Origin of the sequence: Streptomyces sp. adm13(2018) (genome assembly GCF_008042145.1) — a bacterium.
GTDB lineage: Bacteria > Actinomycetota > Actinomycetes > Streptomycetales > Streptomycetaceae > Streptomyces.
On the sequence record NZ_RDBH01000140.1, the window covers coordinates 33,932 to 60,082 of the forward strand.

Consider the following 26,151-nt stretch of genomic DNA (forward strand, 5'->3'; position numbering starts at 1 on the left):
CGCGTTCCTCGTCGTCGCCGTCCTCGTCCTCGGCTTCGTCGGCGTCCGCTACGCCGACCTCGGCCGGTACGCCGGCGTTGCCGACCACTACATCGTGCGGGTCCATCTCGCCCGCACCGGAGGCCTGTTCACCCACTCCGACGTCACCTACCGGGGCGTCTCCGTGGGGCGCGTCGGGAACATCGACCTCACCGCCGACGGCGTCGTGGCCGAACTGCGCATCAAGAACTCCGCCCCGCCGATCCCTGCCGACGCACGGGCCGTCGTCGCCGGCCTCTCCGCCGTCGGCGAGCAGTACATCGACCTGCGCCCCGAGAGCGACGACGGCCCCTTCCTCGCCGACGGCGCCCGCATCGAACAGTCCGACACCCGCGTACCGGCCCCCGTCACCGACGTCCTTGCCGGCATGAACGACCTCACCTCCTCCGTCCCCCTGGAGTCCCTGCGCACGGTCGTCGACGAGCTCGGCAAGGCCTTCGAGGGACACGGCGACGACCTCCAGGTCCTCCTCGACAGCGGCAGCCGCTTCGTCCAGGCCGCCGACACGGCCCTGCCGTCCACCACCCGGCTCATCCAGGACGGCGAGGTCGTGCTGCGCACCCAGGCCGAGGAGGGCCGGGCCATCCGGGACTTCGCCACCGGCGCCCGCACCCTGGCCACCACCCTCAAGTCCTCCGACGGCGACCTGCGCCGCCTGCTCGCCGTCACCCCCGACGCGACCGGCCAGGTCAGCGGACTCCTGCGCGATCTCGACCCGAGCCTGAGCGTCGTCCTCGCCAACCTCCTGACCACCTCGGAGATCGCGGTCACCCGGCAGCGCGGCATGGAGGAGCTGTTCGTGAAGTACCCGGCGGCCGTGTCCGCCGGAGCCACCACCGTCGAGGGAGGGCGCATGAACTTCGGCATGGCCGTCACCTTCTTCAAGCCGCTGCCCTGCACCGCGGGCTACGGCGGCACGCGCTACCGCAACGGGCTGGACCTGGGCACCGCGCCCGCCCTCAACACCGGGGCCGCCTGTACGGGCTCCGCCGCGGCGGGGGTCAACGTACGGGGCTCGGCCCACGCCCCGAAGGGCGGCCCCGTACCCTCACCGGCCCGCCCCGGCTCCCTGCCCTCGGGTGCCACGGGTGGCTCGGGGTCCACGGGCGCTACGAGCGGCACGTCGAGCGCCGGGCAGGCGTTGCCCGGCGCGCTGGCCCTGCCCGGCCAGAGCGGCGGGCCGACGGACATGGCGGGCCTCCTCGGTCTGGGCACCGGGAGCACGCGATGAGGCGGGGCCGGATCGCCGGCGCCGTCGCCCTCGTCGCCGCCCTCGGCTTCTGCGGGACCGGAGCCTGGACCTACGCGCAGGCCCGCACCGACGAGGGCCTCGCCTTCGGCCGCGAGCGCGACACGGCACTCGCCGAGGGCCGCGACCGCCTGACCGTCCTGCACACCCTCGACGCCTCGACCCGCCAGCGCGCCGAGGCGGGCATCCGGGCCTGGCGCGACGCGTCCACCGGACCGCTCCGGACCGAACTGGGGCGCACCGCGCCCGCGGTGGGCGCCTCGGCCCGCGCCACGGTCACCGAGGCGGCCCTGACCGCGCTCGACGCCCGGGCCGGTACGGCGAAGCTCATCGCGACCGTCCGCGTCGACGTCACCCCGCGCGGCGGCGGAGCGGCGTCCACCGACCGCAAGCGCCTGGAGGCCGTCCTGACCCGCACCGACGAGGACACCTGGCAGGTCGCGGCGCTGAGCGCCGTCCCGGTCGCCGTCGCCGGAGCGGAGAAGGGTGAGGACGAATGACACGGCTCCTGCGCAGGTCGACGCCCGAGGACACGACGGGGACCGGAAACGGCTCCCCGACGGCCGATGAGCGCGGGGCCTCGGCCGCCACCACGGAGGAGGCCGAGGCCGGGACGGCGAGGGAGGACGCGGCCGGGGCTGCGGACGCCGACGAGGCCGGGGCCTCGGAAGAGGACGGCGAGGCCGGGCGCGCGGTGGAGAACGGCGAGGTCCCCGAGGGGCGCCCGGGCCGTTTCCGCCCCGCCACCTGGCGGCGAGCCGCCCTCGCCGGGGCGGTCGCCGTGCTGCTCCTCGCCGGGAGCGCCTTCTTCTACGGGGCCCACCGGCTGGGCGACACCCCCTCCGCGCGCAACCAGGCGCTGACCGACGCCGGGGCCACCGCCCGCGTCGGCGGCGACGTCGGCGAGGGCCTCGCCCGGATCTTCTCGTACACGCCCGAGAGCGACGACGGCGTCCGCCGCTCCGCGGAAACCGTCCTCGCCGGGCGCGCCGCACGCCAGTACACCGACCTGTTCGCCCAGGTCCGCGCCCGGCTCGTCGAGCAGCGGATCACCCTCGCCACGCAGACCGTCCGCACCGGAGTGATCGAACTCGACGGGGACCGGGCGCGCCTGCTCGTCTTCCTCGACCAGACCTCGCGCCGGGACGGCGGGAAGACCACGTCCGCCGCGGCCCAACTCACCGTCACCGCGCGGTTCCAGGGCGACCGGTGGCTGATCGTCGACATCAAGGCCCGCTGAGCATGCGCGGGAGACGGGAGCACCCCATGACACGTACGGTCCGCATCCCGGCGGGCAGCCGCCCGGCCCTGGCCGCGGCCCTCGTGCTCGTCCTCGCCGCGGGCGGCTCGGCGGCCTGGGCCGGACAGGACTGGTACGCCGCGGCCCACGACGAGTCCGCCGGGTACGCCGTACAGCGCGACGAGGCGCTCGCGGCGGGAGAGCAGGGCGTGCAGAACCTCAACACGCTCGACCACCGGCGCGTGGAGCAGGGGCTCGACCTCTGGGAGACCTCCACGACCGGCGAACTGCACAAGCAACTGGTGGAAGGGAGGGAGGAGTTCACCGGTCAGGTCCGCACGGCCAGGACGGTGACCACGGCCCGGGTGCTGTCCGGCGCCGTCACGGAACTCGACGACCGGGCGGGGCGGGCCCGGCTGCTCGTCGCCCTGCGGATCACCGTCACGACGGCGGACGGCAAGAGCTCGGACAAGGACAGCCGGATGCTCGGCGAACTCACCCGCACCGACGGCGGCTGGAAGCTCAGCGCGCTGGGGCAGGCCCCCGTGGGCGGTTCGGCGGCCGGCTGACCGGGCCGTACCGCGACCGCCGCCCGCACCCGAAAGGACACGCACGATGCCGACGCCCCGCCACCACCTCAACCGCCAGCGCCGCCGCCAGGCCCTCGCCGACCCCACGGCACCGGCCGTGCGGTCCCGTACCGCCGCCGGCGTCCTCACGGAACCCGCCCTCCCGGAGAGCAAGGAGCCGGCCGAGCGGCCCGCACGGCGCGGCACGGAGGCGGACGGCGACGGGCGCACCGGCCGACAGCGGCGCACCGGCCGGGAGAGGAGCGGCACAGAGCCGAGCGACGCAGAGCCGACCAGCGGGGGGCGCACCGGCCGGGAGAGGACCGGCCGGGTCCTCCTCGCCGTCCTGTGTGCCCTGACGCTCCTGCTCGGGGGCTTCGCCGGCTGGGCGTTCAGCCGGGCGGGGGAGCTCCGCGACGACCCCGCGCGCGGCAACACCGCCCTCACCGATGTCGCCCGCACCAGTGAGATCAAGGGGCAGACGGGCGCCGCCGTGGCCGCGCTCTTCTCCTACGACCACGCCGACACCGCCCCCTTCGAACGGGCCGGCCGGACGCTCCTCACCGGGAAGGCCGTCGACCAGCACCGGACGCTGCTCGCCGGGGTGCTCGCCAAGGCCGCCCAGCAGAAGACGGTGATCACGACGACGGTCACCGACAGCGCGGTCGAGCGGATCGACGGCGACCGCGCCCGCGTCCTCGTCTACGCGGACCAGAGCAGCGTGAGCACGGCCGGTACGCCCTCGAAGGGCAAGGCCGGGGACCAGGGGGTCTACGCGGGCGCGATGTTCGCCGTGGACGTCGTCCGCCGCGACGGCCGCTGGCTCGTCGAGAACATCGACACCTTCGGCCGCTGACCGCAGCGGGAACGCCGGGCCCGGAGCCGCGCCGCCGCAGACCCACGGCGCCGCCGCGCCCCGGAGGCGCCGAGCCGGGGTCAGGCCGGCCGGGTCGCGACGACCACGGTCGCGTACAGCTCCTCGCAGGTGAGGATCCGGGCCTCCAGGCCGTGCGCGGCGACCGCCTCGGCCGCCCGCTCCGCCTGCCGCTCGCTCGTCTCCACCAGGAGGGCGCCGCCCGGCGCCAGCCACTCCGGCGCCTCGGCGGCGACCCGCCGCAGCACGTCGAGGCCGTCCGGACCGCCGTCGAGCGTGACGAGCGGCTCGTGGTCGCGGGCCTCCGGGGGCAGCAGCCCGATGTCGCCGGTCGGCACGTACGGGACGTTGGCGACCAGGATCTCGACGCGCCCGCGCAGCTCCGGGGGCAGCGGGGCGAAGAGGTCGCCCTCGTGGACCCGGCCGCCGCGCGGTTCGACGTTCCGGCGGGCGCACCGCACGGCCGCGGGCTCGATGTCCGAGGCGTGCACCTCCGCGCCCACGATCCGGTCGAGGAGGACGGCGCCCGCCGCGCCGGAGCCACAGCACAGGTCGACGCAGACGGCGCCGGGGCGCGCCCGGCCCACGGCGTGGCCGATGAGGAACTCCGTACGGCGCCGGGGCACGAACACCCCGGCGTCCACCTCGACGCGCAGCCCGGCGAACTCGGCCCAGCCGACGACGTGCTCCAGCGGCAGGCCGGCGGACCGCCGCTCGACCATGCGGTCGAGTGCGGCGGGGCCGCTCGCCGCCGCGCGGAGCAGGTCCGCCTCCTCCTCGGCGAAGACGCAGCCCGCGGCCCGCAGCCGTTCGACGACCCCGTCGCCGTTCACGACGTCAGGCAAGCCGGGCCTCGATGGCGGCGGCGATCTCGGGGGCGCCGGGCTCGGTGCGCGGGCGGAAGCGGGTGATCGTGCCGTCGCGGCCGATCAGGAACTTCTCGAAGTTCCACTGGACGTCCCCGGCCTCGCCGTCGGCGTCGGCGACCTTGACCAGCTCGGTGTAGAGCGGGTGGCGGGCCTCGCCGTTGACGTCGGTCTTCTCCAGGAGCGGGAAGGAGACGCCGTAGGTGGTCGAGCAGAAGGTCTGGATCTCCTCGGCGCTGCCGGGCTCCTGGCCGGCGAACTGGTTGCAGGGTACACCGAGCACGGTGAGGCCGCGGTCGCCGTACTCCTTCTGCAGCTTCTCCAGGCCTTCGTACTGCGGGGTCAGACCGCACTTGGAGGCGACGTTCACGACCAGGACCGCGCGGTCGCCGTAGTCGGCAAGGGAGACCGGCTCGCCGGTCAGGGTCTTCAGCGGGATGTCGTACAGGCTCATGGACTGCTCCTCGTCGGAATCCAAAAGGGTCTGAATAGGGTTTGATCTCAGCATGGGAGACGAACCACTGGCAATCTCGATCGATTCCGCACCGGAGGCAGGACCGCGCCGGATCCCGTGCCGGCTGTGCGGCCGCCCCCTCACCGGCGCCGACTCCCGCCGCACCGGCCTGGGGCCCACCTGCGACGCCAAACTGCACCCGCCGGCGCCGGACATCCGCACCCGCCGCCACGAGGTGGACCAGGACGCGCTTCCGGGCATCGACCAGGAGCTGTAGCCGGGCGCCGCCTGAACCGCGTGACGGTAGCAGCCGGGAAATCCGGTCGCCCAGCCCTTTCCCCGGTCGGCACAGTGGGCCCCGATGAGATCGAAACCTGAGCACCCGGAGTCCTGAGATGTCGACCCTGCGCGTCACCGCCGAAGTCCTGACCGTCCATCCCCATCCGAACGCCGACGCCCTGGAGCTGGCGCAGGTCGGCCTCTACCGCGCCGTCGTCGCCAAGGGGGCGTACCGCACGGGGGAGGCCGCCGTCTACATCCCCGAGCAGGCGGTGCTGCCCGCCGCGCTGATCGAGGAGCTGGGGCTCACCGGGCGGCTCGCCGGCGGGAAGGCGGACCGGGTCAGGGCGGTACGGCTGCGCGGGGAGCTGTCGCAGGGGATCGTGTGCCGGCCGGGTGCCCTCGCGGAGGTCGACCTCGCCGGGGCCGCCGCCGAGGGGACGGACTTCGCGGAGGCGCTGGGGATCACCAAGTGGGTGCCGCCGATACCGCCGACGATGAGCGGGGACGTGGAGGTCGCGCCCGACCTGCTGCACTGGGTCGACATCGAGAACCTCCAGCGCTACCCGGAGATCTTCGAGCCGGGGGAGCGGGTCGTCCTGACGGAGAAGCTGCACGGCACGGCCTGCCTGCTGACCTACCTCGCCGAGGAGGGCCGCGTCCAGGTCTCGTCCAAGGGCTTCGGCTCCAAGGGCCTGGCCCTCCAGGAGGACCCGCGCAACCTGTACTGGCGAGCCGTCCACGGCCACGGTCTGTCCGGCGTCGCCGAGCGGCTGGCGAAGCGGCTCGGCGCCCGCAGGGTCGGTCTGTTCGGCGAGGTCTACGGCTCCGGGGTGCAGGACCTGGCGTACGGCGCCGACGCCCGGTCCGAGACCGTCGGCTACGCGCTGTTCGACGTCTCGGCCGAGATCGACGGCCAGGTGGTGTGGCTGGACCCGGCCGAGGTCCTGGAGGCCGGCGAGGTCCCGCTCGTCCCGCGGCTGTACACCGGCCCGTACGACCTGGACACGGTGCTGGTCCACGCGAGCGGCCGGGAGACCGTCTCGGGGCGGGAGGCGCACCTGCGGGAGGGCGTCGTGATCCGGCCCGCGACCGAGCGGTACAGCCCGGTCCTCGGGGGCCGGGCCATCGCCAAGGCCGTCAGCCCGGCCTACCTGACCCGCAAGGGCGGCACCGAGTACGAGTGACCGTCCCGGCCCGGGTGGTGAGTGACGCCACCCGGGCCCGGGACCGGCTCAGAGCTTTCGGAACAGTCCCTCCTGGACCACCGACACCAGGAGCCGCCCCTCGCGGTCGTAGATCCGGCCCCGCGCGAGTCCCCGGCCGCCGGTGGCGATCGGGGACTCCTGGTCGTACAGGAACCACTCGTCGGCGCGGAACGGCCGGTGGAACCACATGGCGTGGTCCAGCGAGGCCATGTCGAAGCCGCGCGGGCCCCACAGCGGCTCGACCGGGATGCGGACGGCGTCGAGGAGCGTCATGTCCGAGGCGTACGTCAGGGCGCAGGTGTGGATCAGCGGGTCGTCGCCGAGCGGCCCCACGGCCCGCATCCACACGGCGCTGCGCGGATCCGCGCCCCTGACCTCGTCCGGGGTCCAGCGCAGCCGGTCCACGTACCGGATGTCGAAGGGCTGTCGGCGGGCCATCCGCTCCAGGGCCTCCGGCAGCGCGCCGAGGTGCTCGCGGATCTCGTCGGCGAGGTTCGGCAGGCTCTCCGGGTCCGTCAGGTGCCGCGGCGGCAGCTGGTGCTCGAAGGCGCCGTCCTCCGGCTGGTGGAAGGAGGCGGTGAGGTTGAAGATCGTCCGGCCCTCCTGGACGGCCGTGACCCGGCGGGTCGTGAACGACCGGCCGTCCCGCACGCGCTCCACCTGGTAGACGATCGGCACCCCCGGCCGCCCCGGCCGCAGGAAGTAGGCGTGCAGCGAGTGCACCGGGCGGCCGCCCTCGGTGGTGCGGCCCGCCGCGACCAGGGCCTGCCCGGCGACCTGCCCGCCGAAGACCCGCTGCAGCGACTCCTGCGGGCTGCGCCCGCGGAAGATGTTGACCTCGATCTGCTCCAGGTCGAGCAGATCCACGAGCCTCTCGGCGGGATTGGTCACGTCCGGTCTCTCCTCTACAGCTGTCCGACGGCCGTCACGCGGACGACCGCGCGGCCCTCCTCGTCGGAGGCCGCGAGATCCACCTCCGCGCTGATGCCCCAGTCGTGGTCCTCGTTCGGGTCGGCGAAGGTCTGCCGGACGCGCCACAGGCCGTGGGCCGCGTCCTCCTCGATGGCCAGCAGCTTCGGGCCGCGGGCGGCCGGGCCCGTCCCCAGGTCGTCGTACTCGTCCCAGTAGGCGTCCATCGCCTCGCCCCAGGCGTCCGCGTCCCAGCCGGCCTCGGCGTCCATCTCGCCGAGCGCGTTCAGGTTGTCGAGGGCCGCGAGTTCCACCCGGCGGAACATCGCGTTGCGCACCAGGACCCGGAAGGCGCGGGCGTTGGCCGTGACCGGCTTGACCTGGTCGGCCTTCTCCTGCGCCTCCTCGGCGGTCTGGACCTCCGGATTGGCCAGCTGCTCCCACTCGTCGAGCAGCGAGGAGTCCACCTGGCGCACCATCTCGCCGAGCCAGGCGATCAGGTCCTCCAGGTCCTCGGTCTTGAGGTCGTCGGGGATGGTGTGGTCGAGCGCCTTGTACGCGCTCGCGAGGTAGCGCAGGACGATGCCCTCGGTCCGCGCCAGCTCGTACCAGGAGGTGAACTCCGTGAAGGTCAGCGCCCGTTCGTACATGTCGCGGATGACGGACTTCGGCGACACCGGGTGGTCGCCGACCCACGGGTGCGACGTCCGGTAGACGTTGTACGCGTGCCAGAGCAGCTCTTCCAGCGGCTTCGGGTACGAGATGTCCTGGAGCCGCTCCATGCGCTCCTCGTACTCGACGCCGTCCGCCTTCATCTGCCCGACGGCCTCGCCGCGGGCCTTGTTCTGCATGGCGGCGAGGATCTGTCGGGGGTCGTCCAGGGTCGACTCGACGACCGAGACCATGTCCAGGGCGTACGAGGGGGACTCCGGGTCGAGCAGGTCGAAGGCGGCCAGCGCGAACGTCGACAGGGGCTGGTTCAGCGCGAAGTCCTGCTGGAGGTCGACCGTGAGGCGGATGGTGCGGCCCTCGGCGTCCGGGGTGGCCAGCTGCTCGACGACACCCCCGTCGAGCAGGGAGCGGTAGATCGCGATGGCCCGGCGGATGTGGCGCAGCTGGGCCTTGCGCGGCTCGTGGTTGTCCTCCAGGAGCTTGCGCATGGCCTCGAAGGCGTTGCCCGGGCGGGCGATCACCGACAGCAGCATGATGTTGGTGACCTTGAAGCGCGAGGTCAGCGGCTCCGGCTCGGCCTCGATGAGCCGCTCGAAGGTGGTGTCGCTCCAGGCGACGAAGCCCTCCGGCGCCTTCTTGCGGACCACCTTGCGCCGCTTCTTCGGGTCGTCGCCGGCCTTGGCGAGCGCCTTCTCGTTCTCGATGACGTGCTCGGGTGCCTGGGCGACCACGTACCCGGCGGTGTCGAAGCCGGCCCGGCCGGCCCGGCCCGCGATCTGGTGGAACTCACGGGCGCGCAGGGTGCGGACCCGGTTGCCGTCGTACTTGGTGAGGGCGGTGAAGAGCACCGTGCGGATCGGTACGTTCACGCCCACGCCGAGGGTGTCCGTCCCGCAGATCACCTTGAGGAGACCGGCCTGCGCCAGCTTCTCGACGAGCCGCCGGTACTTCGGCAGCATGCCCGCGTGGTGGACGCCGATGCCGTGGCGGACGTAACGCGAGAGGTTCTGGCCGAACTTGGTGGTGAAGCGGAAGTTGCCGATCAGCTCGGCGATCTTGTCCTTCTCCTCGCGCGTGCACATGTTGATGCTCATCAGCGACTGCGCGCGCTCGACGGCCTGCGCCTGCGTGAAGTGGACGATGTAGACCGGCGCCTGCTTGGTCTCCAGGAGCTCCGTCAGGGTCTCCGTGATCGGGGTGAGCACGTACTCGTAGGAGAGCGGCACCGGCCGGGTCGCCGAGCGGACCACCGAGGTGGGCTTGCCCGTGCGCCGGGTCAGGTCCTTCTCGAACATCGACACGTCACCGAGGGTGGCCGACATGAGGACGAACTGCGCCTGGGGGAGTTCCAGGATCGGGATCTGCCACGCCCAGCCGCGGTCCTGCTCGGCGTAGAAGTGGAACTCGTCCATGACGACCTGGCCGATGTCGGCGTACTTGCCGTCCCGCAGCGCGATCGACGCCAGCACCTCGGCCGTACAGCAGATCACCGGCGCGTCCGCGTTCACGGAGGCGTCGCCGGTCAGCATGCCGACGTTCTCCGTTCCGAAGATCTTGCACAGGTCGAAGAACTTCTCCGACACCAGCGCCTTGATCGGCGCGGTGTAGAAGGTCACCTGGTCGTTGGCGAGCGCGGTGAAGTGCGCGGCGGCCGCGACCAGCGACTTTCCCGATCCGGTGGGCGTGGAGAGGATCACGTTGGCCCCGGAGACGACCTCGATCAGCGCCTCTTCCTGGGCCGGGTAGAGCGTGATGCCCCGGTCCTCGGCCCAGGAGGAGAAGGCCTCGAAGAGGGCGTCGGGGTCGGCGGTCGGCGGCAGCTGATCGATAAGGGTCACACCCCCATCTTGCCTGGATTCCGTCCCGAGGAGGGAACCGGCCATGGGCAGGGAAGATCATGGGCGATAGGCTCGTCCGTCGACCGGTCGTCAACTGAGCGCCGGCAGGGGAGAAACGGGGCGGGCCAACCATGATGGGACCGGCACACTCGCTGTCCGGAGCGGCGGCCTGGCTCGGCGTGGGCGCGCTCGCGGCGGCCTACGACCGCCCGATGCCCTGGCCGGTTCTCGTCGTCGGCGCGCTGATCTGCGCGGGTGCCGCCCTCGCCCCGGACCTCGACCACAAGTCGGCGACCATCTCGCGCGCCTTCGGACCGGTCTCCAAGGGAGTCTGCGAGGTCGTCGACAAGGTCTCGTACGCCGTCTACAAGGCGACCCGCTCCACCGCCGACCCGCGCAGGACCGGCGGCCACCGGACCCTCACCCACACCTGGATCTGGGCGGTCCTGATGGGCGGCGGCGCCTCCTGGGCAGCGGTCGCCGGCGGTCGCTGGGCGGTCCTCGCGATCCTCTTCGTCCACCTGGTGCTGGCCGTCGAGGGCCTGCTGTGGCGGGCCGCCCGGATGTCCAGCGACGTCCTGGTCTGGCTGCTCGGCGCGACCAGCGCGTGGACCCTGGCGGGCGTCCTCGACCAGCCGGGCAACGGCTCCGACTGGTTCTTCACCGCCCCCGGCCAGGAGTACCTGTGGCTGGGCCTCCCGATCCTGCTCGGCGCCCTGGTCCACGACATCGGCGACGCGCTGACCGTCTCCGGCTGCCCGATCCTGTGGCCGATCCCGGTCGGCCGGAAGCGCTGGTACCCGGTCGGCCCGCCGAAGGCCATGCGCTTCCGGGCCGGCAGCTGGGTGGAGCTGAAGGTCCTGATGCCGGTGTTCATGGTGCTGGGCGGGGTGGGCGGCGCCGCGGCGCTCGGATTCATATAGCGCCCGAAGGCCCAGCAGAGGAGAGGGAGGGGCCGCGCCGGAACACCGGCGCGGCCCCTCCCCCGTAGGACAGCCTCGCTCGTCCGTCAGCCGTGCCACGACCGCCACAGCGCCGCGTACGCCCCGTCCGCCGCGACGAGTTCGGCGTGGCTGCCCAGCTCGCTGATCCGGCCGGCCTCGACCACCGCGATCAGGTCGGCGTCGTGCGCGGTGTGCAGCCGGTGCGCGATGGCCACGACCGTACGCCCGTCCAGGACGCGGCCGAGCGAGCGCTCCAGGTGCCGGGCCGCCCGCGGGTCGAGCAGCGAGGTCGCCTCGTCCAGGACCAGGGTGTGCGGATCCGCCAGGACGAGCCGGGCCAGGGCGATCTGCTGCGCCTGCGCCGGGGTCGTCGAGCGGCCGCCCGAGCCGATCTCGGTGTCCAGCCCCTCGTCCAGCCCCCGCGCCCAGGTCTCGGCGTCCACCGCGGCGAGCGCGGCCCACAGCTCGGTGTCCGAGGCTCCCGTCCGGGCCAGCAGCAGGTTGTCCCGGAGCGAGCCCACGAACACGTGGTGCTCCTGGTTCACCAGGGCCACGTGCTCCCGCACCCGCTCGGCCGGCATCGCCGACAGCTCGGCCGCGCCGAGGGTGACCGAGCCCGTCCGCGGGCCGTAGATGCCCGCGAGGAGACGGCCGAGGGTGGACTTGCCGGCGCCGGACGGCCCGACCAGGGCCAGCCGGGTGCCGGGCGCCACCTTCAGGGACACCTCGTGCAGGACGTCGACGCCCTCCCGGTAGCCGAACCGGACGTCGTCCGCCCGGACGTCCCGGCCCTCGGGCCGCACCTCCGCGTCGCCCGCCTCCGGCTCGATGTCGCGGACCCCGACGAGCCGGGCCAACGACACCTGCGCGACCTGGAGCTCGTCGTACCAGCGGAGCACGATGCCGATCGGGTCCACCAGCATCTGGGAGAGCAGCGCGCCGGTGGTCAGCTGCCCGACGTCGATCCAGCCCCGGAGGACGAAGACGCCGCCGAACAGGAGCACGGCGCAGAGCACCGTCACATGGGTGAGGTTGACGGCGGGGAACAGCACCGAGCGCAGGAAGAGCGTGTACCGCTCCCAGGCCACCCACTCCTTGATGCGCCGGTCCGAGAGGGCGATCCGGCGCGCGCCGAGCCGGTGCGACTCGACCGTGCGGCCCGCGTCGACCGTCTCGGACAGGGCGGCGGCCACCGCCGCGTACCCCGCGGACTCCGAGCGGTACGCGGCCGGCGCCCGCCGGAAGTACCACCGGGAGACCACGACGAGCAGGGGCGCCGCGACGAGCACGGCGAGCGCGAGCGGCGGCGCCGTGACGGCGAGGCCGCCGAGCAGGAGCCCGACCCAGACCACGCCGATGGCCAGCTGGGGCACGGCCTCGCGCATCGCGTTGGACAGCCGGTCCACGTCGGTCGTGATCCGGGAGAGGAGGTCGCCGGTGCCGGCCCGCTCCAGGACGCCCGGCGGCAGGCCCACCGCGCGGACCAGGAAGTCCTCCCGCAGGTCGGCCAGCATCTCCTCGCCGAGCATGGCCCCGCGGAGCCGGACCAGCCGGACGAAGAGGGTCTGGACGAGCAGCGCGCCCGCGAACAGGGCGACCGTGCGCTCCAGATGGAGGTCGCGGGCGCCCGCGGCCAGCCGGTCCACCACCGAGCCCAGCAGGTACGGGCCGGCCATCGAGGCGATCACCGCGACCGCGTTGACCCCGATGAGCAGGGAGAACGCCCGGCGGTGGCGGCGCAGCAGCTCGCGCACATAGGCGCGGACGGTCGCGTGGGCGGCGACGGGCAGTGTCGTCGCCGTCGTCGGGGCCGCCGGGTCGTAGTCCGGAGGCGCCAGGCCGATCATGCCGATTCCCCTTCCAGTGCTTCGAGTTCCTCGGCCGCGTCGAGTGCGCCGGCCGGGGCCGGTACGGCCCGTTCCTCGTCGGTCTCGCGGGTGACGACCGCGCGGTAGCGGGGCTCCCGGGTCAGCAGTTCGCGGTGGGTGCCGACGGCGACCGCCTGGCCCTCGTGGACCAGGACGACCCGGTCGGCCCGGTCCAGGAGCAGCGGCGAGGAGGCCAGGACCACGGTGGTCCGGCCCGCGCGCAGGGCGCCGATGCCGCCCGCAACCCTGGCCTCCGTGTGGGCGTCGACCGCGGAGGTGGGCTCGTCGAGGACGAGCACCTCCGGGTCGGTGACCAGGGACCGGGCGAGGGCGAGCCGCTGGCGCTGGCCGCCGGAGAGCGACCGGCCCCGCTCGGTGATGCGGGTGCGCATCGGGTCGCCGTCGGAGTCCGCGGACGCCTGGGCCAGGGCGTCGAGGACGTCGCCGCACTCGGCGGCGGCCAGGGCCCGGTCCGGCGGCACCGCGCCGGAGCGGGGCACGTCCAGCAGCTCCCGGAGGGTGCCGGAGAGCAGCACCGGGTCCTTGTCCTGGACGAGGACCGCCGTGCGGGCGGTGTCCAGCGGCAGTTCGTCGAGGGGCACCCCGCCGAGCAGCACCGAGGTGTGGTCGCCGCCCGGATCGGCCGGGTGGCCGCCGAGCCGGTCGGCCAGCCGCCCGGCCACGTCCGGGTCGCCGCAGACGACCGCGGTGAACCGCCCGGCCGGTGCGAGCAGCCCGGTCAGCGGGTCGTAGAGGTCACCGGTCGCCTCCTTGTCTCCGTCCCCGTTCCCGTCCGCCGCCGTGGCGAGGACGGTCGTGCGGGTCAGCGCCAGGACCCGCGCGGCCCGCTTCGCGGACGGCCGGGAGAAGGAGAACGCCATGGCGATCTCCTCGAAGTTGCGCAGCGGGTGGTAGGTCAGGGCGACCGCGCTGTAGACCGTGACCAGCTCCCCGACCGTGATCCGCCCGTCGAGGGCGAGCCGCGCGCCGTACGCCACCACGACGATGAGCAGGATGCCGGGCAGGACGACCTGGATCGCGGAGATCAGCGCCCACATGCGCGCGCTGTGCACGGCCGCCGTGCGGACCTCCTGGGAGGCGGCGCGGTAGCGGCCGAGGAACAGCTCCTCGCCGCCGATGCCGCGCAGCACGCGGAGCCCGGCGACGGTGTCGGAGGCCAGCTCGGTGGCCCGCCCCGCCTTCTCCCGCTGGAGGTCGGCCCGGTGGGTGGCACGGGGGAGCAGCGGCAGGACGGCGAGGGCGAGGATCGGGATGCCGACGGCCACCACGACGCCGAGGGCGGGCTGGTAGACGACGAGGCCGACGCAGATGACGACGAGCACGACGGCGCCCGCCGCGAACCTCGACAGGGCCTCGACGAACCAGCCGATCTTCTCGACGTCGCCGGTGGACACGGCGACGACCTCGCCCGCCGCGACCCGCCGGGTCAGGAGCGAGCCCAGTTCGGCGGTCTTGCGGGAGAGGAGCTGCTGGACCCGGGCCGCGGCCGTGATCCAGTTGGTGACGGCGGTGCGGTGCAGCATCACGTCACCCACCGAGATCGCGGCGCCCAGGACCACCAGCAGGACACCGGCGAGCCCGAGGCGCCCGCCGTCGCGGTCCACCACCGACTGCACGGCGATGCCCATGCCGAGGGGCAGACCGGCGATGCCCAGGTGGTGCAGGAGCCCCCACAGCAGGGCCTTCACCTGCCCGCCGAGCTGCTGACGGCCGAGCCACACGAGGAACCGGGTGCCCGAGCGGACATCGGGGACCCCTGGGTCGGCGAAGGGAAGGTCTCGAATCTGCATGGCGTCCCAGGGTCTCCGGGGGTGGTCTGGGGGAACCGACCGCGAGACCGTGACCCGCGGCCGGACCGCCACCCGCACCGAGCGGACGTACACCATGGACGGCGAGACCACGATCGGCGCGGGCGACCGGCTGCGGACCGTCCTCACCCTCGGGGACCGCGCCGACACCAGGCCGCCTCCACGATCCGGTTCGCCATCACCTCGTTGCCCCGCTCGTACCCCTTCGAGTGCCAGATGGTGGCGCAGCACGTTCCGGTCACGTCGTCGGGGATCCACACCGGCCTGCCCGCGCGGGCCGACAGCGCGACCATCGCCTCGGGCAGCGAGGGGCCGCTCACCCCGTCCGGGTTGCCGAAGATCCGGTTCACACAGGCCGGGTAGTAGACGGCGACGGCCGCGGGGCGGTGGGTGCGGGGCAGCCGCCGCGCCGCCGCGCCGGGGATCTCGGGCAGCCACTCGGGGACGAGGTCGGGGCTGACGGCCCGCCGGGCGAGACCGGTCACCGAGGCCAGGACGCGGTCGCCGATCCGGTCGGCGGCGGCGACCGCGAGCCGTGCGGAGGCCTCGGCCGCCCGGAAGTTCTTCGCGGCCAGGGCGGCGATCTGCTCCTCGCGCGAGGTGTGCCGCTCGTGCCGGAACTTCTTCATCAGCGCGCCCGTGTCGATGCCGACGGGGCAGGCCAGCTTGCAGGTGGAGTCCCCGGCGCAGGTGTCGACGGCGTCGTAGCCGTACGACTCCAGGAGCCGGGTCTCCACCGGGGAGCCGGCCGGCTGCCGCATCATCTCCCGGCGCAGCACGATCCGCTGGCGCGGAGTGGTCGTCAGGTCCTGGCTGGGGCAGGTCGGTTCGCAGAAGCCGCACTCGATGCAGGGGTCGGCGATCCGCTCCACGGCGGGGATCGACTTGAGGCCCCGCAGATGGGCGTGCGGGTCGCGGTCCAGGACGATCCGCGGGGCGAGCACGCCGTCGGGGTCGATGGCCTCCTTGATCCGCCACATGAGGTCGGTCGCCTGCGTCCCCCACTCCAGCTCCAGGAAGGGGGCGATGTTGCGGCCGGTGGCGTGCTCGGCCTTCAGGGAGCCGTCGAAGCGCTCCACGGTGAGCTTGCAGAACTCGTCCATGAAGGCCGCGTAGCGCTCGACGTCGGACGGGTCGGCCGCGTCGAAGGCGAGCAGGAAGTGGAGGTTCCCGTGGGCGGCGTGACCCGCGACCGCGGCGTCGAAGCCGTGCCGCTTCTGGAGGTCGAGCAGTGCCTGGCAGGCCTCCGCCAGCCGGGCCGGGGGCACGGCGAAGTCCTCGGTGATCAGGGTCGTGCCGGAGGGCCGGGAGCCGCCGACCGCCGTCACGAAGGCCTTGCGGGCCCTCCAGTAGCCGGCGATCCGCTTCGGGTCGGTGGTGAACGCGTTCTCCACGGAGGCCACCGGGGCCACCAGGCGCAGTCCGGCGAGCACCTCGTCCGCCGCCCGCTCGTACGCCTCCCGTGCCGCCGCGTCCGGCGCCCGGAACTCGACGAGCAGCGCCGCCGTCTCCTTGGGCAGCTCCGCCCAGTCCGCCGGGACGCCCGCCACGCTCACCGAGGCCCGCAGGGTGTTGCCGTCCATGAGCTCGACGGCCAGCGCCCCGGCCGCGTTGAACAGCGGCACGGCCTCGGCCGCCGCCGTCAGCGACGGGAAGAAGAGCAGGGCCGAGGACACCTCGCGGTCCAGCGGCAGGGTGTCGAAGACGACCTCGGAGATGAAGCCGAAGGTGCCCTCGGAGCCCACCATGAGGCCCCGCAGGATGCGGACCGGGGTGTCGCCGTCGAGGAAGGCGTCGAGCCGGTAGCCGTTGGTGTTCTTGATGGCGTACTTGGCGCGGATCCGCGCGGTCAGGGCGGGGTCCGCCTCGATCTCGGCCTTGAGCCGCATCAGCTCCGCGCAGAGCCTCGGCTCGGCGTGCGCGAGCTCCTCGTCGGCGGCCGGGTCGGCGGTGTCGACCACGGTGCCGCTCGGCAGCACGAAGGTGAGCGAGGAGACGGTCCGGTACGAGTTCCGGGTGGTGCCCGCCGTCATCCCGGAGGCGTTGTTGGCGACGACTCCGCCGATCGTGCAGGCGATGGCGCTGGCCGGGTCGGGACCCAGGACCCGCCCGTGCGGGGCGAGGGCCGCGTTGGCGCGCACGACGGTGGTGCCGGGGCGGATCCGGGCCCGCGCACCGCCGTCCAGGACCTCGACGCCGGACCAGTGACGGCGGACGTCGACCAGGATGTCCTCGCCCTGCGCCTGGCCGTTGAGACTGGTCCCGGCGGCCCGGAAGACCACTTCGCGGCCCTTGCCGTGGGCGTACGACAGGATCGTGGAGATGTCGTCGATGTCCTCGGCGACCACGACGACCTGCGGGACGAAGCGGTAGGGGCTGGCGTCGGAGGCGTACCGCACGAGGTCCGAGATCTTCGAGAGCACCTTCTCCGGGCCGAGGAACTCGGTCAGCTCCTCGCGCAGCCGCCTCGGCGTCCCCCGCGCCTGGAGCTCCGGCACGCGGTCCGGGGACGGACTCCGGTGCGCGCTGGGGCGCAGGGCCTGCGGGTTCGGCTCGAACAGCGGCATGTCACGGCTCCCCTTCGCGCGTCCGCGTGCCCGGTCAGCAGCCGTCCTCCGGGCCGGGGTCGACCAGGGCGGACAGCAGACCTCCGAGTACCTCGCGCTGTGCGGCGGTCAATGGGGCAAGGATGTCCTCTGCGGCCGCCCGGCGCGCGCTGCGCAGCTCCCGCAGCGTGGCGCGGCCCGCGTCGGTGAGCTCGATCCGCACGACCCGGCGGTTGCTCGGGTCGGGCACCCGCCGCACCCGGTCGACGGCCTCCAGACCGTCGACCAGACTGGTCACCGCGCGCGGGACGACCTCCAGATGGGCCGCGAGATCGGCCATCCGGGGCGGCTCCCCGAAGTGCGCGACCGTCCGGAGCAGCCTGGACTGGGCGGGTGTGATGCCGACCGGCTCCAGGTGGCGCTTCTGGATCCGGTGCAGGCGCCGGGTGAGGCGCAGCAACTGCTCGGCGAGGAGGCCGTCGGCGCCCTCGGTGTCGGGTTCCCCCGAGCGGCCGGGACCGGTCGGGACGGAGGAGGTGCTCATGCGGGAACGATATCAGGATCTTGTTCATTGTGAGTATAGGTAACAATGAGCTAGGCTCTCCACGACATCACCGAACCCCCGAAGGAGCCCATGCGCCCCGACGACCCGTCCGACTGGACGCCCCCGCCGCGCGACCCCGGCCAGCCGAAGGAGCCCGCGCAGCTGGGGCGCATCCTTCGGCTCTTCCGCCCCTACCGCGCCCGCCTGGTGCTCGTCGGCCTCCTGGTCGGCGCCGCCTCGCTCGTCACGGTCGCCTCCCCGTTCCTGCTCAAGGAGATCCTCGACACCGCGATCCCCCAGGGGCGCACCGGGCTGCTCAGCCTGCTCGCCCTCGGCATGATCGCCACCGCCGTGCTGACCAGCGTCTTCGGCGTGCTCCAGACCCTGATCTCCACCACCGTCGGCCAGCGCGTCATGCACGACCTGCGCACCGGGGTCTACGAGCAGCTCCAGCGGATGCCGCTCGCGTTCTTCACGCGCACGCGTACCGGCGAGGTCCAGTCCCGCATCGCCAACGACATCGGCGGCATGCAGGCCACCGTGACCTCCACGGCCACCTCCCTCGTCTCCAACCTCACCGCCGTCGTCGCCACCGTCGCCGCGATGCTCGCCCTCGACTGGCGGCTCACCCTCGTCTCGCTGCTCCTGCTGCCCGTCTTCGTCTGGATCAGCCGGCGCGTGGGCAACGAGCGCAAGCGCATCACCACCCAGCGCCAGAAGCAGATGGCGGCCATGGCCGCGACCGTCACCGAGTCGCTCTCGGTCAGCGGCATCCTGCTCGGCCGCACCATGGGCCGCGCCGACTCCCTCACGAAGTCCTTCGCCGAGGAGTCCGAGCGGCTCGTCGACCTGGAGGTGCGCTCCTCCATGGCCGGGCGGTGGCGGATGTCCACCATCGGCATCGTCATGGCGGCCATGCCCGCCCTGATCTACTGGGCCGCCGGCATCGCCCTGGGCTCCGGCGGGGCCGCGATCTCGCTCGGCACCCTCGTCGCCTTCGTCTCGCTCCAGCAGGGCCTCTTCCGCCCCGCCGTCAGCCTGCTCTCCACCGGCGTGCAGATGCAGACCTCCCTCGCGCTCTTCCAGCGCATCTTCGAGTACCTCGACCTGCCCGTGGACATCACGGAGCCCGCCGAGCCCGTCCGCCTCGCCACGATCCGCGGCGAGGTCGGCTTCGAGAAGGTGGACTTCCACTACGACCCGGAGGGCGCGGGCCGGCCGACCCTGGACGCCGTCGACGTGACCGTGCCCGCCGGGGGCAGCCTGGCCGTCGTCGGCCCCACCGGCTCCGGCAAGTCCACCCTCAGCTACCTGGTGCCACGGCTGTACGACGTCACCGGCGGCCGCGTCACCCTCGACGGGGTCGACGTGCGCGACCTGGACTTCGACACCCTCGCCCGCGCGGTCGGCGTCGTCTCCCAGGAGACGTACCTCTTCCACGCATCCGTCGCCGACAACCTCCGCTTCGCCAAGCCCGACGCGACCGACGAGGAGATCGAGGCCGCGGCCCGCGCCGCCCAGATCCACGACCACATCGCCTCGCTGCCCGAGGGCTACGACACCCTGGTCGGCGAGCGCGGCTACCGCTTCTCCGGCGGCGAGAAGCAGCGCCTCGCCATCGCCCGCACCATCCTGCGCGACCCGCCCGTCCTGATCCTCGACGAGGCCACCAGCGCCCTCGACACCCGTACGGAGCACGCCGTCCAGCAGGCCATCGACTCCCTGTCGGCCGGCCGGACCACCCTCACCATCGCCCACCGGCTCTCCACCGTGCGCGACGCCGACCAGATCGTCGTCCTGGACGCGGGCCGGATCGCGGAGCGCGGCACCCATGACGAGCTGCTCGCCCTGGACGGGAAGTACGCGGCCCTCGTGCGGCGCGACGCCCGGAGCGCCGCCGGGGCGGCCTCGGCGGGCGGGGCCGGCGCCGAACAGGCGAACGTGGGAGCGGTTGTTCCCCAGAACGTGTGATCGCTCCGGAATTCGTTGCCTCAGGCACGTACGGCGTCGGATGATTGCGGTGCGCGATCGACGGGCTGCAGACCGTCACCGCGCAGTCCCGATCACGCACCGGTCCCACGGTGCACCTGTACGAGGAGAAGCACCACCATGAACGTCATCACCAACCTGCTCGCCGGCGTCCTCCACTTCCTGGGCTGGCTCGTCTGACGATCGCAGTGCCCGGCGCCGCCGKTCCCCCGTCCCAGGGGACCGGCGGCGCCGCCGCGTGCACGGCCTCCCGGGATTCCCGTACGCGGCGGGTTAGCGTGCGGCCATGACGTACCGGCCGCCGTCCCCGTACGCACCCGCACGCCGCCCCTCCCTCCGCACCCGCCTCCGGCCGTCCCGCCGCCGCCCCCGGCTCACCCGCCGAGGCCGCCTGGCACTCGTCCTCGGAGCCCTCCTCGCCGTCGCCGCGGGCATCACCCTCCCGCTGCTCCTGACCCGGGACGAACCGCCCGCCGAGCAGCCCCGCGCCTTCCTCGTCCCCGAGGGCTGGCGGGCCGGCCAGGTCTACACCGCCGTCGACCGGGCGCTCGGCCTGTCCCGGGGCACCGCCCGTACGACCGCGACCGCGTCCGCCACGGCCCTCCCGCTGCCCGCCGCCGCCGGCGGGAACCCCGAGGGCTACCTCTTCCCCGCGACGTATCCCGTGCTCGACGCCACCACCCCGGAGGAACTCCTCCGCTTCATGGTGAACACGGCGGGGAAGCGCTTCGGGACCCCGCGGATCGCCGAGGGGGCGCGGGCGCACGGCATGAGCGTGTACGAGACGGTGATCGCGGCCAGCATCGTCCAGGCCGAGGCCGACAACCCGGAGGACATGGCCAAGGTCGCCCGGGTCGTCCACAACCGGCTGGCCCGGGACATGGCCCTCCAGATGGACTCCACCCTCAACTACGCCCTCGGCCGCAGCACGGTGGACACCACCCGGGAGGACACCCGCCTCCGGAGTCCCTACAACACCTACGCGCGCAAGGGCCTGCCGCCGACTCCCATCGGCAACCCGGGGGACCAGGCCATGGACGCGGTGGTGCGCCCGGCGGACGGGGACTGGCTGTACTTCGTCACGGTGGCGCCCGGGGACACCCGGTTCACCGCCGACTACGCGGTCCACCGGGCGAACGTCGCCGAGTTCAACGCCAACCGGGGCGCCGAGAAGGGCTGAGCGGATCAGCCGATGACGACGGCCGTCGGGGCGGGCGCCGCGGCGACCTCCGGGGAGGYCGCCGGCGAGGTCGGGGCCGGAGCCGGGGAGGGGACCGCCGGAGGTGCCGCCGGGGCGGTCGGGCCCGTGGGGGCCTCGCGGCGCAGCAGGCGCCGGACGTCCGCGACCGCCGCCCGCCCGGCCCGGTTGGCGCCGATCGTCGACGCCGAGGGGCCGTACCCCACGAGGTGGACGCGCTCGTCCCGGGCCGCGCGGGTGCCCTCCACCCGGATGCCGCCGCCCGGCTCGCGCAGCCGCAGCGGGGTGAGGTGGTCGATCGCGGCCCGGAAGCCGGTCGCCCAGAGGATCACGTCCACGTCGACGGTTCGCCCGTCGTCCCAGGCCACCCCGGTCGGCGTCATCCGGTCGAACATCGGGAGGCGGTCCAGGATCCCGCGCGCGCGGGCCGCGCGGATCGCGTCGTTGAGGGGGAGCCCGGTGACCGAGACGACGCTCTCCGGGGGCAGCCCCTGTCGCACCCGCTCCTCGACGAGGGCGACGGCGGCCCGTCCCTCCATCTCCCCGAACGGGCCCTCGCGCCAGACGGGCTCGCGCCGGGTCACCCAGAAGGTCTCGGCGGCGACGTCCGCGATCTCCATCAGGTGCTGGGTGCCGGAGGCCCCGCCGCCGACGACGAGGACCCGCATACCGGTGAACTCCGCCGGGCCCGGGTAGCCGGCGGTGTGCAGCTGGCGCCCGCGGAAGGTCTGCTGGCCCGGATACCGCGGCCAGAACGGTCGGTCCCAGGTGCCGGTGGCGTTGATCAGGGCACGGGCCGCGTACGCCCCCTCGGAGGTCTCGACCAGGAGCCTCCCCGCCGCGCCCTCCCGTACGGCCGTGACGTCCACGGGGCGGTGGATCCGCAGGCCGAAGGTCTGTTCGTAGGTGTCGAAGTACCCGCCGATCACCTCCGACGAGGGGCGCGCGGGGTCGGCGCCGGTGAGTTCCAGGCCGGGGAGCGCGTGCATCCCGTGGACCTTGCCGTACGTGAGCGAGGGCCAGCGGAACTGCCAGGCGCCGCCGGGCCGCGGGGCGTGGTCGAGGACGACGAAGTCCCGGTCCGGCTCCAGCCCGGCGCGTCGCAGGTGGAAGGCGGCCGAGAGTCCGGCCTGTCCCGCGCCGATGACGACGACGTCCACCGGCCGCGGCGCCCGCGCCGCCGTGCCCACTGCCTCTTCGACCCCGAAACCGTTCACGGTTCTACCAACAGGGGTGGGGGCGCGGATCTTCCCCGCGCCCCCGCCCCGCACGTCAGCCGCCACCGTGGGGCGGCATGCCTGCGGCTAGCGGCCGCCCGCCACGAGCAGCGGCGCGCCTCCCGGTGCCGAAGCCGGCCGGCCGTTCGCGGCCGGGACGCCGAGCAGCGGGGAGGGCACGGCCGTCGGCAGCAGACCACGCGCGGCCAGCTCCGGCCGCACGCCCTCGCCGAACCAGTACGCCTCCTCCAGATGGGGGTAGCCCGACAGGACGAAGTGCTCCACGCCGAGGTCGTGGTACTCCTCGATCCGGTCCGCGACCTCGGCGTGGCTGCCGACGAGCGCGGTACCGGCTCCGCCGCGCACCAGCCCGACCCCCGCCCACAGGTTCGGCGAGATCTCCAGCCGGTCGCGGCCCAGGGAGCCGCCCTCGTGCAGGGCCAGCATCCGCTGCTGGCCGACCGACTCGCTGCGCCCCAGGACCTGCTGCGCGGCGGCGATCGTCTCGGCGTCGAGATCGGAGAGGAGCCGGTCGGCCGTCGCCCAGGCCTCGCGCGCCGAGTCGCGGGAGATCGTGTGCAGCCGGATCCCGAAGCGGACCGTGCGGCCGCGCTCCGCCGCGAGCTCCCGGATCCAGTCGATCTTCTCCTTGACCTGCCACGGGGGCTCGCCCCAGGTCAGATAGACGTCGGCGTGTTCGGCGGCCACCGGACCGGCCGCGGCGGAGGAGCCGCCGAAGAAGATCTCGGGCAGCGGGTCCGGCGGCAGCGCCGTGAGCCCGCCCTCGATCCGGAAGTGCTCGCCCTCGTAGTCGAACGGCCGGCCGCTCCACGCGCCCCGCACGACCGACAGGAACTCCGCGGTGCGCGCGTACCGCCGGTCGTGGTCGAGATGGTCGCCGAAGCGGCGCTGCTCGGCGGAGTCGCCGCCGGTCACCACGTTCAGCAGGAGCCGGCCGCGGGTGATCCGCTGGTACGTGGACGCCATCTGGGCCGCGAGCACCGGCGAGATCACCCCCGGCCGGAACGCCACCAGGAACTTGAGCCGCTCGGTGTGCTGGGCGAGCGCCACCGTGGTGAGCCAGGCGTCCTCGCACCACGTGCCGGTCGGGGTCAGCACGGCTTCGAAGCCCAACTGCTCGGCCGCCTTGGCGATCTGGATCAGATAGTCGATGTCCGGCGCCCGTACTCCGGACACGGCGCGGTCGCGGGTGATGCCGCCGTCCGTGTAGGCGTGCCGGTCGACGAGGGTCCGGCCGTCGCCGCCGGTGGGCAGGAACCAGTTCAGGTGGACGGTCACGAGGAGGCCTTTCCGTAGCTGCGCGCCGGGGTGGTGGACGGCGGCAGGTTCTTGTTGAAGCGGGTGTCGACGTAGTCGGCGAAGCGGAACGTGCGGGGGATGAGGCCGAGTTCGGCGAAGGTGTCGGCGATCTTCTGCTCGGAGGCGACGGCCGCGTCGTCGAGGGCGACCGCGATGCGGGTGCCATTGCTGCGCTTCACGGCCGCCAGCGCCACCTCGTAGGGCAGTCCGGTCTCCTTCGCCCAGACCTTCGCCCAGGCCTCGGGGTGCTCGAACACCCAGTCCTGGGCGCGCCGCAGGCGTTCGACGAAGTCACCGACGGCCTTCGCCTTCTCGGGGTCGGCGAGCGCCGAGGGGGCGGCGACCTGGAAGCCGAGGCCGTTGGTGAGCCCGCGCCCGTCGGCGAGGACCCGGCCCTTGCCGCTCAGCAGCACCTGCGAGGTGTACGGGTCCCAGGTCGCCCAGGCCTCCACCTTGCCGCTGGTGAACGCGGCCAGGGCGTCGGCCGGTTGCAGCAGCGACACCTGGACGTCGCTCGGCTTCAGGCCGGCCTTGCCGAGCGAGGCGATGAGCTGGAAGTGGGCGGAGCTGCCCTGGGCGACGGCGACCCGCTTGCCCCTCAGCTCCGACACGGAGCGCAGGGGCGAGTCCTTCGCGACGAGGATCGCCTCGCCCGCGGAGTCGCCGTGGGTGGCGGCGACCACCGTGATCTTCGAGTCGGCGCCCGCGGCGAACACGGGCGGCGTGTTGCCGACCGATCCGATGTCGACGGCCTTGGCGTTCACCGCCTCGAGAAGGGGTGGTCCGGAGGTGAACGTCGACCAGGTGATCCGGTACGGGAGGTCGTCGAGTTCACCGGCGGCCCGCAGCAGCGCCTCGGAACCGCCCTTCTGGTCACCGACGTTCAGGACGAGGGAGCCCTTGCCGTCGGAGTTCGAGGACGAGCCGGCCGCGGAGGCGCCGGAGCAGGCGGAGGCGAGGAGCGCGAGCGGCACGAGCAGCGCCGCGGTGGACAGACGGAAGGACTTCACGGGGACTCTCCTTGGGAAGGGGCGTAAGGCCGCGCCGCTGCCACAGTTCGGCGACGAGGCGCTGCGCCGTGATCCGGGTCAGGGCGTCGAGAGCGCCGAACGGCTCGTCGAGCAGCAGGAGGTCGGGATCCCGTACCAGGGCGCGGGCGAGGGAGGCCCGTTGGGCCTCGCCGCCGGAGAGGGTCTTCGGCCAGGCGCCCGAGCGGTGGCTCAGCCCGACCTCGGCCAGTGCCTGCTCCGCCACCGCGCGGCCCGGCWWGCCGGGCAGCCCGAGGAGCACGTTGCGCCAGACCCGCTTCCACGGCATGAGGCGCGGCGCCTGGAAGGCGACGGCGCGGCGGCGCGGGACGAGGACGGTGCCGGAGATCTCCCGGTCGAGCCCGGCGAGGATCCGCAGGAGAGTGGACTTGCCGCAGCCGCTGTGGCCGAGGAGGGCGGTGAACTGCCCGGCGCGCAGGGTGAGATCGAGCCCGTCGACGACGGGTCGTCCGTCGAAGGACCGGGTGAGGCCCTGGACGGTCACTGCCCGGTGAAGGTCGGTCGCCATTGCAGCAGCAGCCTTTCGAGAGTACGGACGACGGCGTCGGCGAGCAGGCCGAGGAAGGCGTAGACGACGAGGCAGACGACGATCACGTCGGTGCGGAAGAACTCGCGCGCCTGGTTCATGAGGAAGCCGATGCCGGCGTCGGCGTTGATGGACTCCCCGAAGACCAGGGCCAGCCAGGCCGTGGCGAGGGAGTAGCGCAGGCCCGTCATGGCTCCGGGGAGTGCCCCCGGCAGGACGACGTGCCGGACGAGACCCCAGCGTCCGAGGCCCAGCGACTGCCCCGCCTCGACGAGTTGGGCGTCGACGCCGCGGATGCCGGCGTACACGTTCAGATAGAGGTGGAAGGCGACGCCGAGCGCGATGAGCGCCACCTTCGGCGCCTCCCCGATGCCCAGCCAGATGATGAGGAGCGGGATCAGCCCGACCCAGGGCACGGTCCGGAGCATCTGGACGGGGGCGTCGACGAGGTCCTCGCCGAGCCGGGAGAGGCCGGAGACCAGGGCGAGGGTGATGCCGACGATCCCGCCGATCAGCAGTCCGGCGGCGACCCGGCGCAGGGAGACGCCCATCGCGGTGGGCAGGGTGCCGTCGCCGATGAGCTCGCCGCCGGCGCGGGCGATGGTGCCCGGGGAGGCGAGCGCCTCGGCCGGCAGCACTCCCGTCGCGCTGAGGGTCTGCCAGAGGGCGAGGAGCAGGACGGGGCCCACGGTGCGGCGCAGCCAGCGCGGTACGGCGGGGCCGCGGCCGGGGCCCCGCTCGGGTGTGAGGGGTTCCAGATCCGGCAAAGGKGATATGTCGGGCGGGGAGGCGGGTGGAGCGTGGTCGACCGTCATGGCGGACTCCGGGGCCGCTCGGGTGTGAGGGGTTCCAGATCCGGCAAAGGCGATATGTCGGGCGGGGAGGCGGGTGGAGCGTGGTCGACCGTCATGGCGGACTCCGGGG

At 73.7% G+C, this 26,151-nt stretch carries 22 protein-coding genes and 1 pseudogene; 10 read left to right on the forward strand and 13 right to left on the reverse strand.

Annotated elements, in window-relative coordinates:
- From EAO70_RS27475 to EAO70_RS27495, 5 genes are all read left to right on the forward strand, one after another.
- On the forward strand, nt 1–1,270 hold a 1,270-nt coding region (locus EAO70_RS27475; protein WP_148005657.1), incomplete at its 5' end, for an MCE family protein.
- Nucleotides 1,267–1,788: a hypothetical protein gene (locus EAO70_RS27480; protein WP_148005587.1), complete on the forward strand. Its 522-nt coding sequence runs from the start codon at nt 1,267–1,269 to the stop codon at nt 1,786–1,788. The genes EAO70_RS27475 and EAO70_RS27480, both read left to right, overlap by 4 nt.
- A complete protein-coding gene (locus EAO70_RS27485; RefSeq protein ID WP_148005588.1) occupies nt 1,785–2,528 on the forward strand; it encodes a hypothetical protein in 744 nt (247 codons plus the stop codon). Before EAO70_RS27480 ends, EAO70_RS27485 begins: the two co-directional genes overlap by 4 nt.
- A gap of 26 nt (nt 2,529–2,554) precedes the next feature.
- Entirely contained in the window at nt 2,555–3,097 is a 543-nt protein-coding gene (locus tag EAO70_RS27490) for a nuclear transport factor 2 family protein (protein WP_148005589.1), read from the forward strand.
- 46 nt (nt 3,098–3,143) lie between these two features.
- Entirely contained in the window at nt 3,144–3,953 is an 810-nt protein-coding gene (locus tag EAO70_RS27495) for a nuclear transport factor 2 family protein (RefSeq protein ID WP_148005590.1), read from the forward strand.
- A gap of 80 nt (nt 3,954–4,033) precedes the next feature.
- Here EAO70_RS27495 and EAO70_RS27500 read toward each other — a convergent pair whose 3' ends face one another.
- Both EAO70_RS27500 and EAO70_RS27505 read right to left on the reverse strand, forming a co-directional pair.
- The gene (locus EAO70_RS27500) at nt 4,034–4,816 is read right to left on the reverse strand and encodes a putative protein N(5)-glutamine methyltransferase (RefSeq protein WP_148005591.1); all 783 of its coding nucleotides are present in this window, start codon (nt 4,814–4,816) and stop codon (nt 4,034–4,036) included.
- Nucleotides 4,809–5,291 carry a glutathione peroxidase gene (locus tag EAO70_RS27505; protein ID WP_148005592.1) on the reverse strand — a complete coding sequence of 161 codons (483 nt, stop codon included), beginning with the start codon at nt 5,289–5,291 and terminating at the stop codon, nt 4,809–4,811. Before EAO70_RS27505 ends, EAO70_RS27500 begins: the two co-directional genes overlap by 8 nt.
- A gap of 52 nt (nt 5,292–5,343) precedes the next feature.
- On the opposite strand from EAO70_RS27505, the gene EAO70_RS27510 reads away from it, so the two are divergent.
- Nucleotides 5,344–5,568: a DUF6011 domain-containing protein gene (locus tag EAO70_RS27510; RefSeq protein ID WP_148005593.1), complete on the forward strand. Its 225-nt coding sequence runs from the start codon at nt 5,344–5,346 to the stop codon at nt 5,566–5,568.
- Between the two features lie 118 nt (nt 5,569–5,686).
- Complete coding sequence (locus EAO70_RS27515) at nt 5,687–6,757, forward strand: RNA ligase (ATP) (protein WP_148005594.1); 1,071 nt, start codon at nt 5,687–5,689, stop codon at nt 6,755–6,757.
- 48 nt (nt 6,758–6,805) lie between these two features.
- On the opposite strand, the gene EAO70_RS27520 is transcribed toward EAO70_RS27515, so the two are convergent.
- On the reverse strand, nt 6,806–7,669 hold the full coding sequence (locus EAO70_RS27520; protein WP_148005595.1) for an acyl-CoA thioesterase: 864 nt from the start codon (nt 7,667–7,669) through the stop codon (nt 6,806–6,808).
- A gap of 14 nt (nt 7,670–7,683) precedes the next feature.
- The gene (locus EAO70_RS27525) at nt 7,684–10,242 is read right to left on the reverse strand and encodes a DEAD/DEAH box helicase (protein WP_148005596.1); all 2,559 of its coding nucleotides are present in this window, start codon (nt 10,240–10,242) and stop codon (nt 7,684–7,686) included.
- Nucleotides 10,243–10,328: 86 nt separating this feature from the next.
- Here EAO70_RS27525 and EAO70_RS27530 point away from each other — a divergent pair, with 86 nt between their 5' ends.
- Nucleotides 10,329–11,120: a metal-dependent hydrolase gene (locus EAO70_RS27530; RefSeq protein WP_148005597.1), complete on the forward strand. Its 792-nt coding sequence runs from the start codon at nt 10,329–10,331 to the stop codon at nt 11,118–11,120.
- A gap of 86 nt (nt 11,121–11,206) precedes the next feature.
- On the opposite strand, the gene EAO70_RS27535 is transcribed toward EAO70_RS27530, so the two are convergent.
- The 4 genes and pseudogenes from EAO70_RS27535 to EAO70_RS27550 all read right to left on the reverse strand — a co-directional run bounded on the left by EAO70_RS27535 (nt 11,207) and on the right by EAO70_RS27550 (nt 17,928).
- The gene (locus EAO70_RS27535; protein ID WP_148005598.1) at nt 11,207–12,988 is read right to left on the reverse strand and encodes an ABC transporter ATP-binding protein; all 1,782 of its coding nucleotides are present in this window, start codon (nt 12,986–12,988) and stop codon (nt 11,207–11,209) included.
- Nucleotides 12,985–14,820, reverse strand: coding sequence for an ABC transporter transmembrane domain-containing protein (locus tag EAO70_RS27540; protein ID WP_148005599.1), 1,836 nt, complete (start codon nt 14,818–14,820; stop codon nt 12,985–12,987). Before EAO70_RS27540 ends, EAO70_RS27535 begins: the two co-directional genes overlap by 4 nt.
- A 167-nt stretch (nt 14,821–14,987) precedes the next feature.
- Nucleotides 14,988–17,405: pseudogene (locus EAO70_RS27545) on the reverse strand (FAD-binding and (Fe-S)-binding domain-containing protein); the annotation flags it as partial.
- A gap of 34 nt (nt 17,406–17,439) precedes the next feature.
- The gene (locus EAO70_RS27550) at nt 17,440–17,928 is read right to left on the reverse strand and encodes a MarR family winged helix-turn-helix transcriptional regulator (RefSeq protein WP_148005600.1); all 489 of its coding nucleotides are present in this window, start codon (nt 17,926–17,928) and stop codon (nt 17,440–17,442) included.
- A gap of 90 nt (nt 17,929–18,018) precedes the next feature.
- Between EAO70_RS27550 and EAO70_RS27555 the strand changes: the two genes are divergently transcribed.
- Together EAO70_RS27555 and mltG are read left to right on the forward strand one after the other, a co-directional pair.
- Nucleotides 18,019–19,899, forward strand: coding sequence for an ABC transporter ATP-binding protein (locus EAO70_RS27555; protein ID WP_148005601.1), 1,881 nt, complete (start codon nt 18,019–18,021; stop codon nt 19,897–19,899).
- 304 nt (nt 19,900–20,203) lie between these two features.
- Complete coding sequence (gene mltG, locus EAO70_RS27560; RefSeq protein ID WP_148005602.1) at nt 20,204–21,097, forward strand: endolytic transglycosylase MltG; 894 nt, start codon at nt 20,204–20,206, stop codon at nt 21,095–21,097.
- A 5-nt stretch (nt 21,098–21,102) separates the two neighbouring features.
- On the opposite strand, the gene EAO70_RS27565 is transcribed toward mltG, so the two are convergent.
- The 5 genes from EAO70_RS27565 to EAO70_RS27585 all read right to left on the reverse strand — a co-directional run bounded on the left by EAO70_RS27565 (nt 21,103) and on the right by EAO70_RS27585 (nt 26,042).
- Nucleotides 21,103–22,332 (reverse strand): NAD(P)-binding domain-containing protein, encoded by a 1,230-nt coding sequence (locus EAO70_RS27565; RefSeq protein WP_410091439.1) that lies wholly within the window; start codon nt 22,330–22,332, stop codon nt 21,103–21,105.
- Between the two features lie 87 nt (nt 22,333–22,419).
- Nucleotides 22,420–23,631 carry an LLM class flavin-dependent oxidoreductase gene (locus EAO70_RS27570; RefSeq protein WP_148005603.1) on the reverse strand — a complete coding sequence of 404 codons (1,212 nt, stop codon included), beginning with the start codon at nt 23,629–23,631 and terminating at the stop codon, nt 22,420–22,422.
- Nucleotides 23,628–24,632, reverse strand: a complete 1,005-nt coding sequence (locus tag EAO70_RS27575) for an ABC transporter substrate-binding protein (RefSeq protein WP_261993095.1) — start codon at nt 24,630–24,632, stop codon at nt 23,628–23,630. Before EAO70_RS27575 ends, EAO70_RS27570 begins: the two co-directional genes overlap by 4 nt.
- Nucleotides 24,526–25,209 (reverse strand): ABC transporter ATP-binding protein, encoded by a 684-nt coding sequence (locus EAO70_RS27580; protein ID WP_261993082.1) that lies wholly within the window; start codon nt 25,207–25,209, stop codon nt 24,526–24,528. Before EAO70_RS27580 ends, EAO70_RS27575 begins: the two co-directional genes overlap by 107 nt.
- Nucleotides 25,182–26,042: an ABC transporter permease gene (locus EAO70_RS27585; protein WP_187284067.1), complete on the reverse strand. Its 861-nt coding sequence runs from the start codon at nt 26,040–26,042 to the stop codon at nt 25,182–25,184. Before EAO70_RS27585 ends, EAO70_RS27580 begins: the two co-directional genes overlap by 28 nt.
- Between the last annotated feature and the right edge of the window lie 109 nt (nt 26,043–26,151).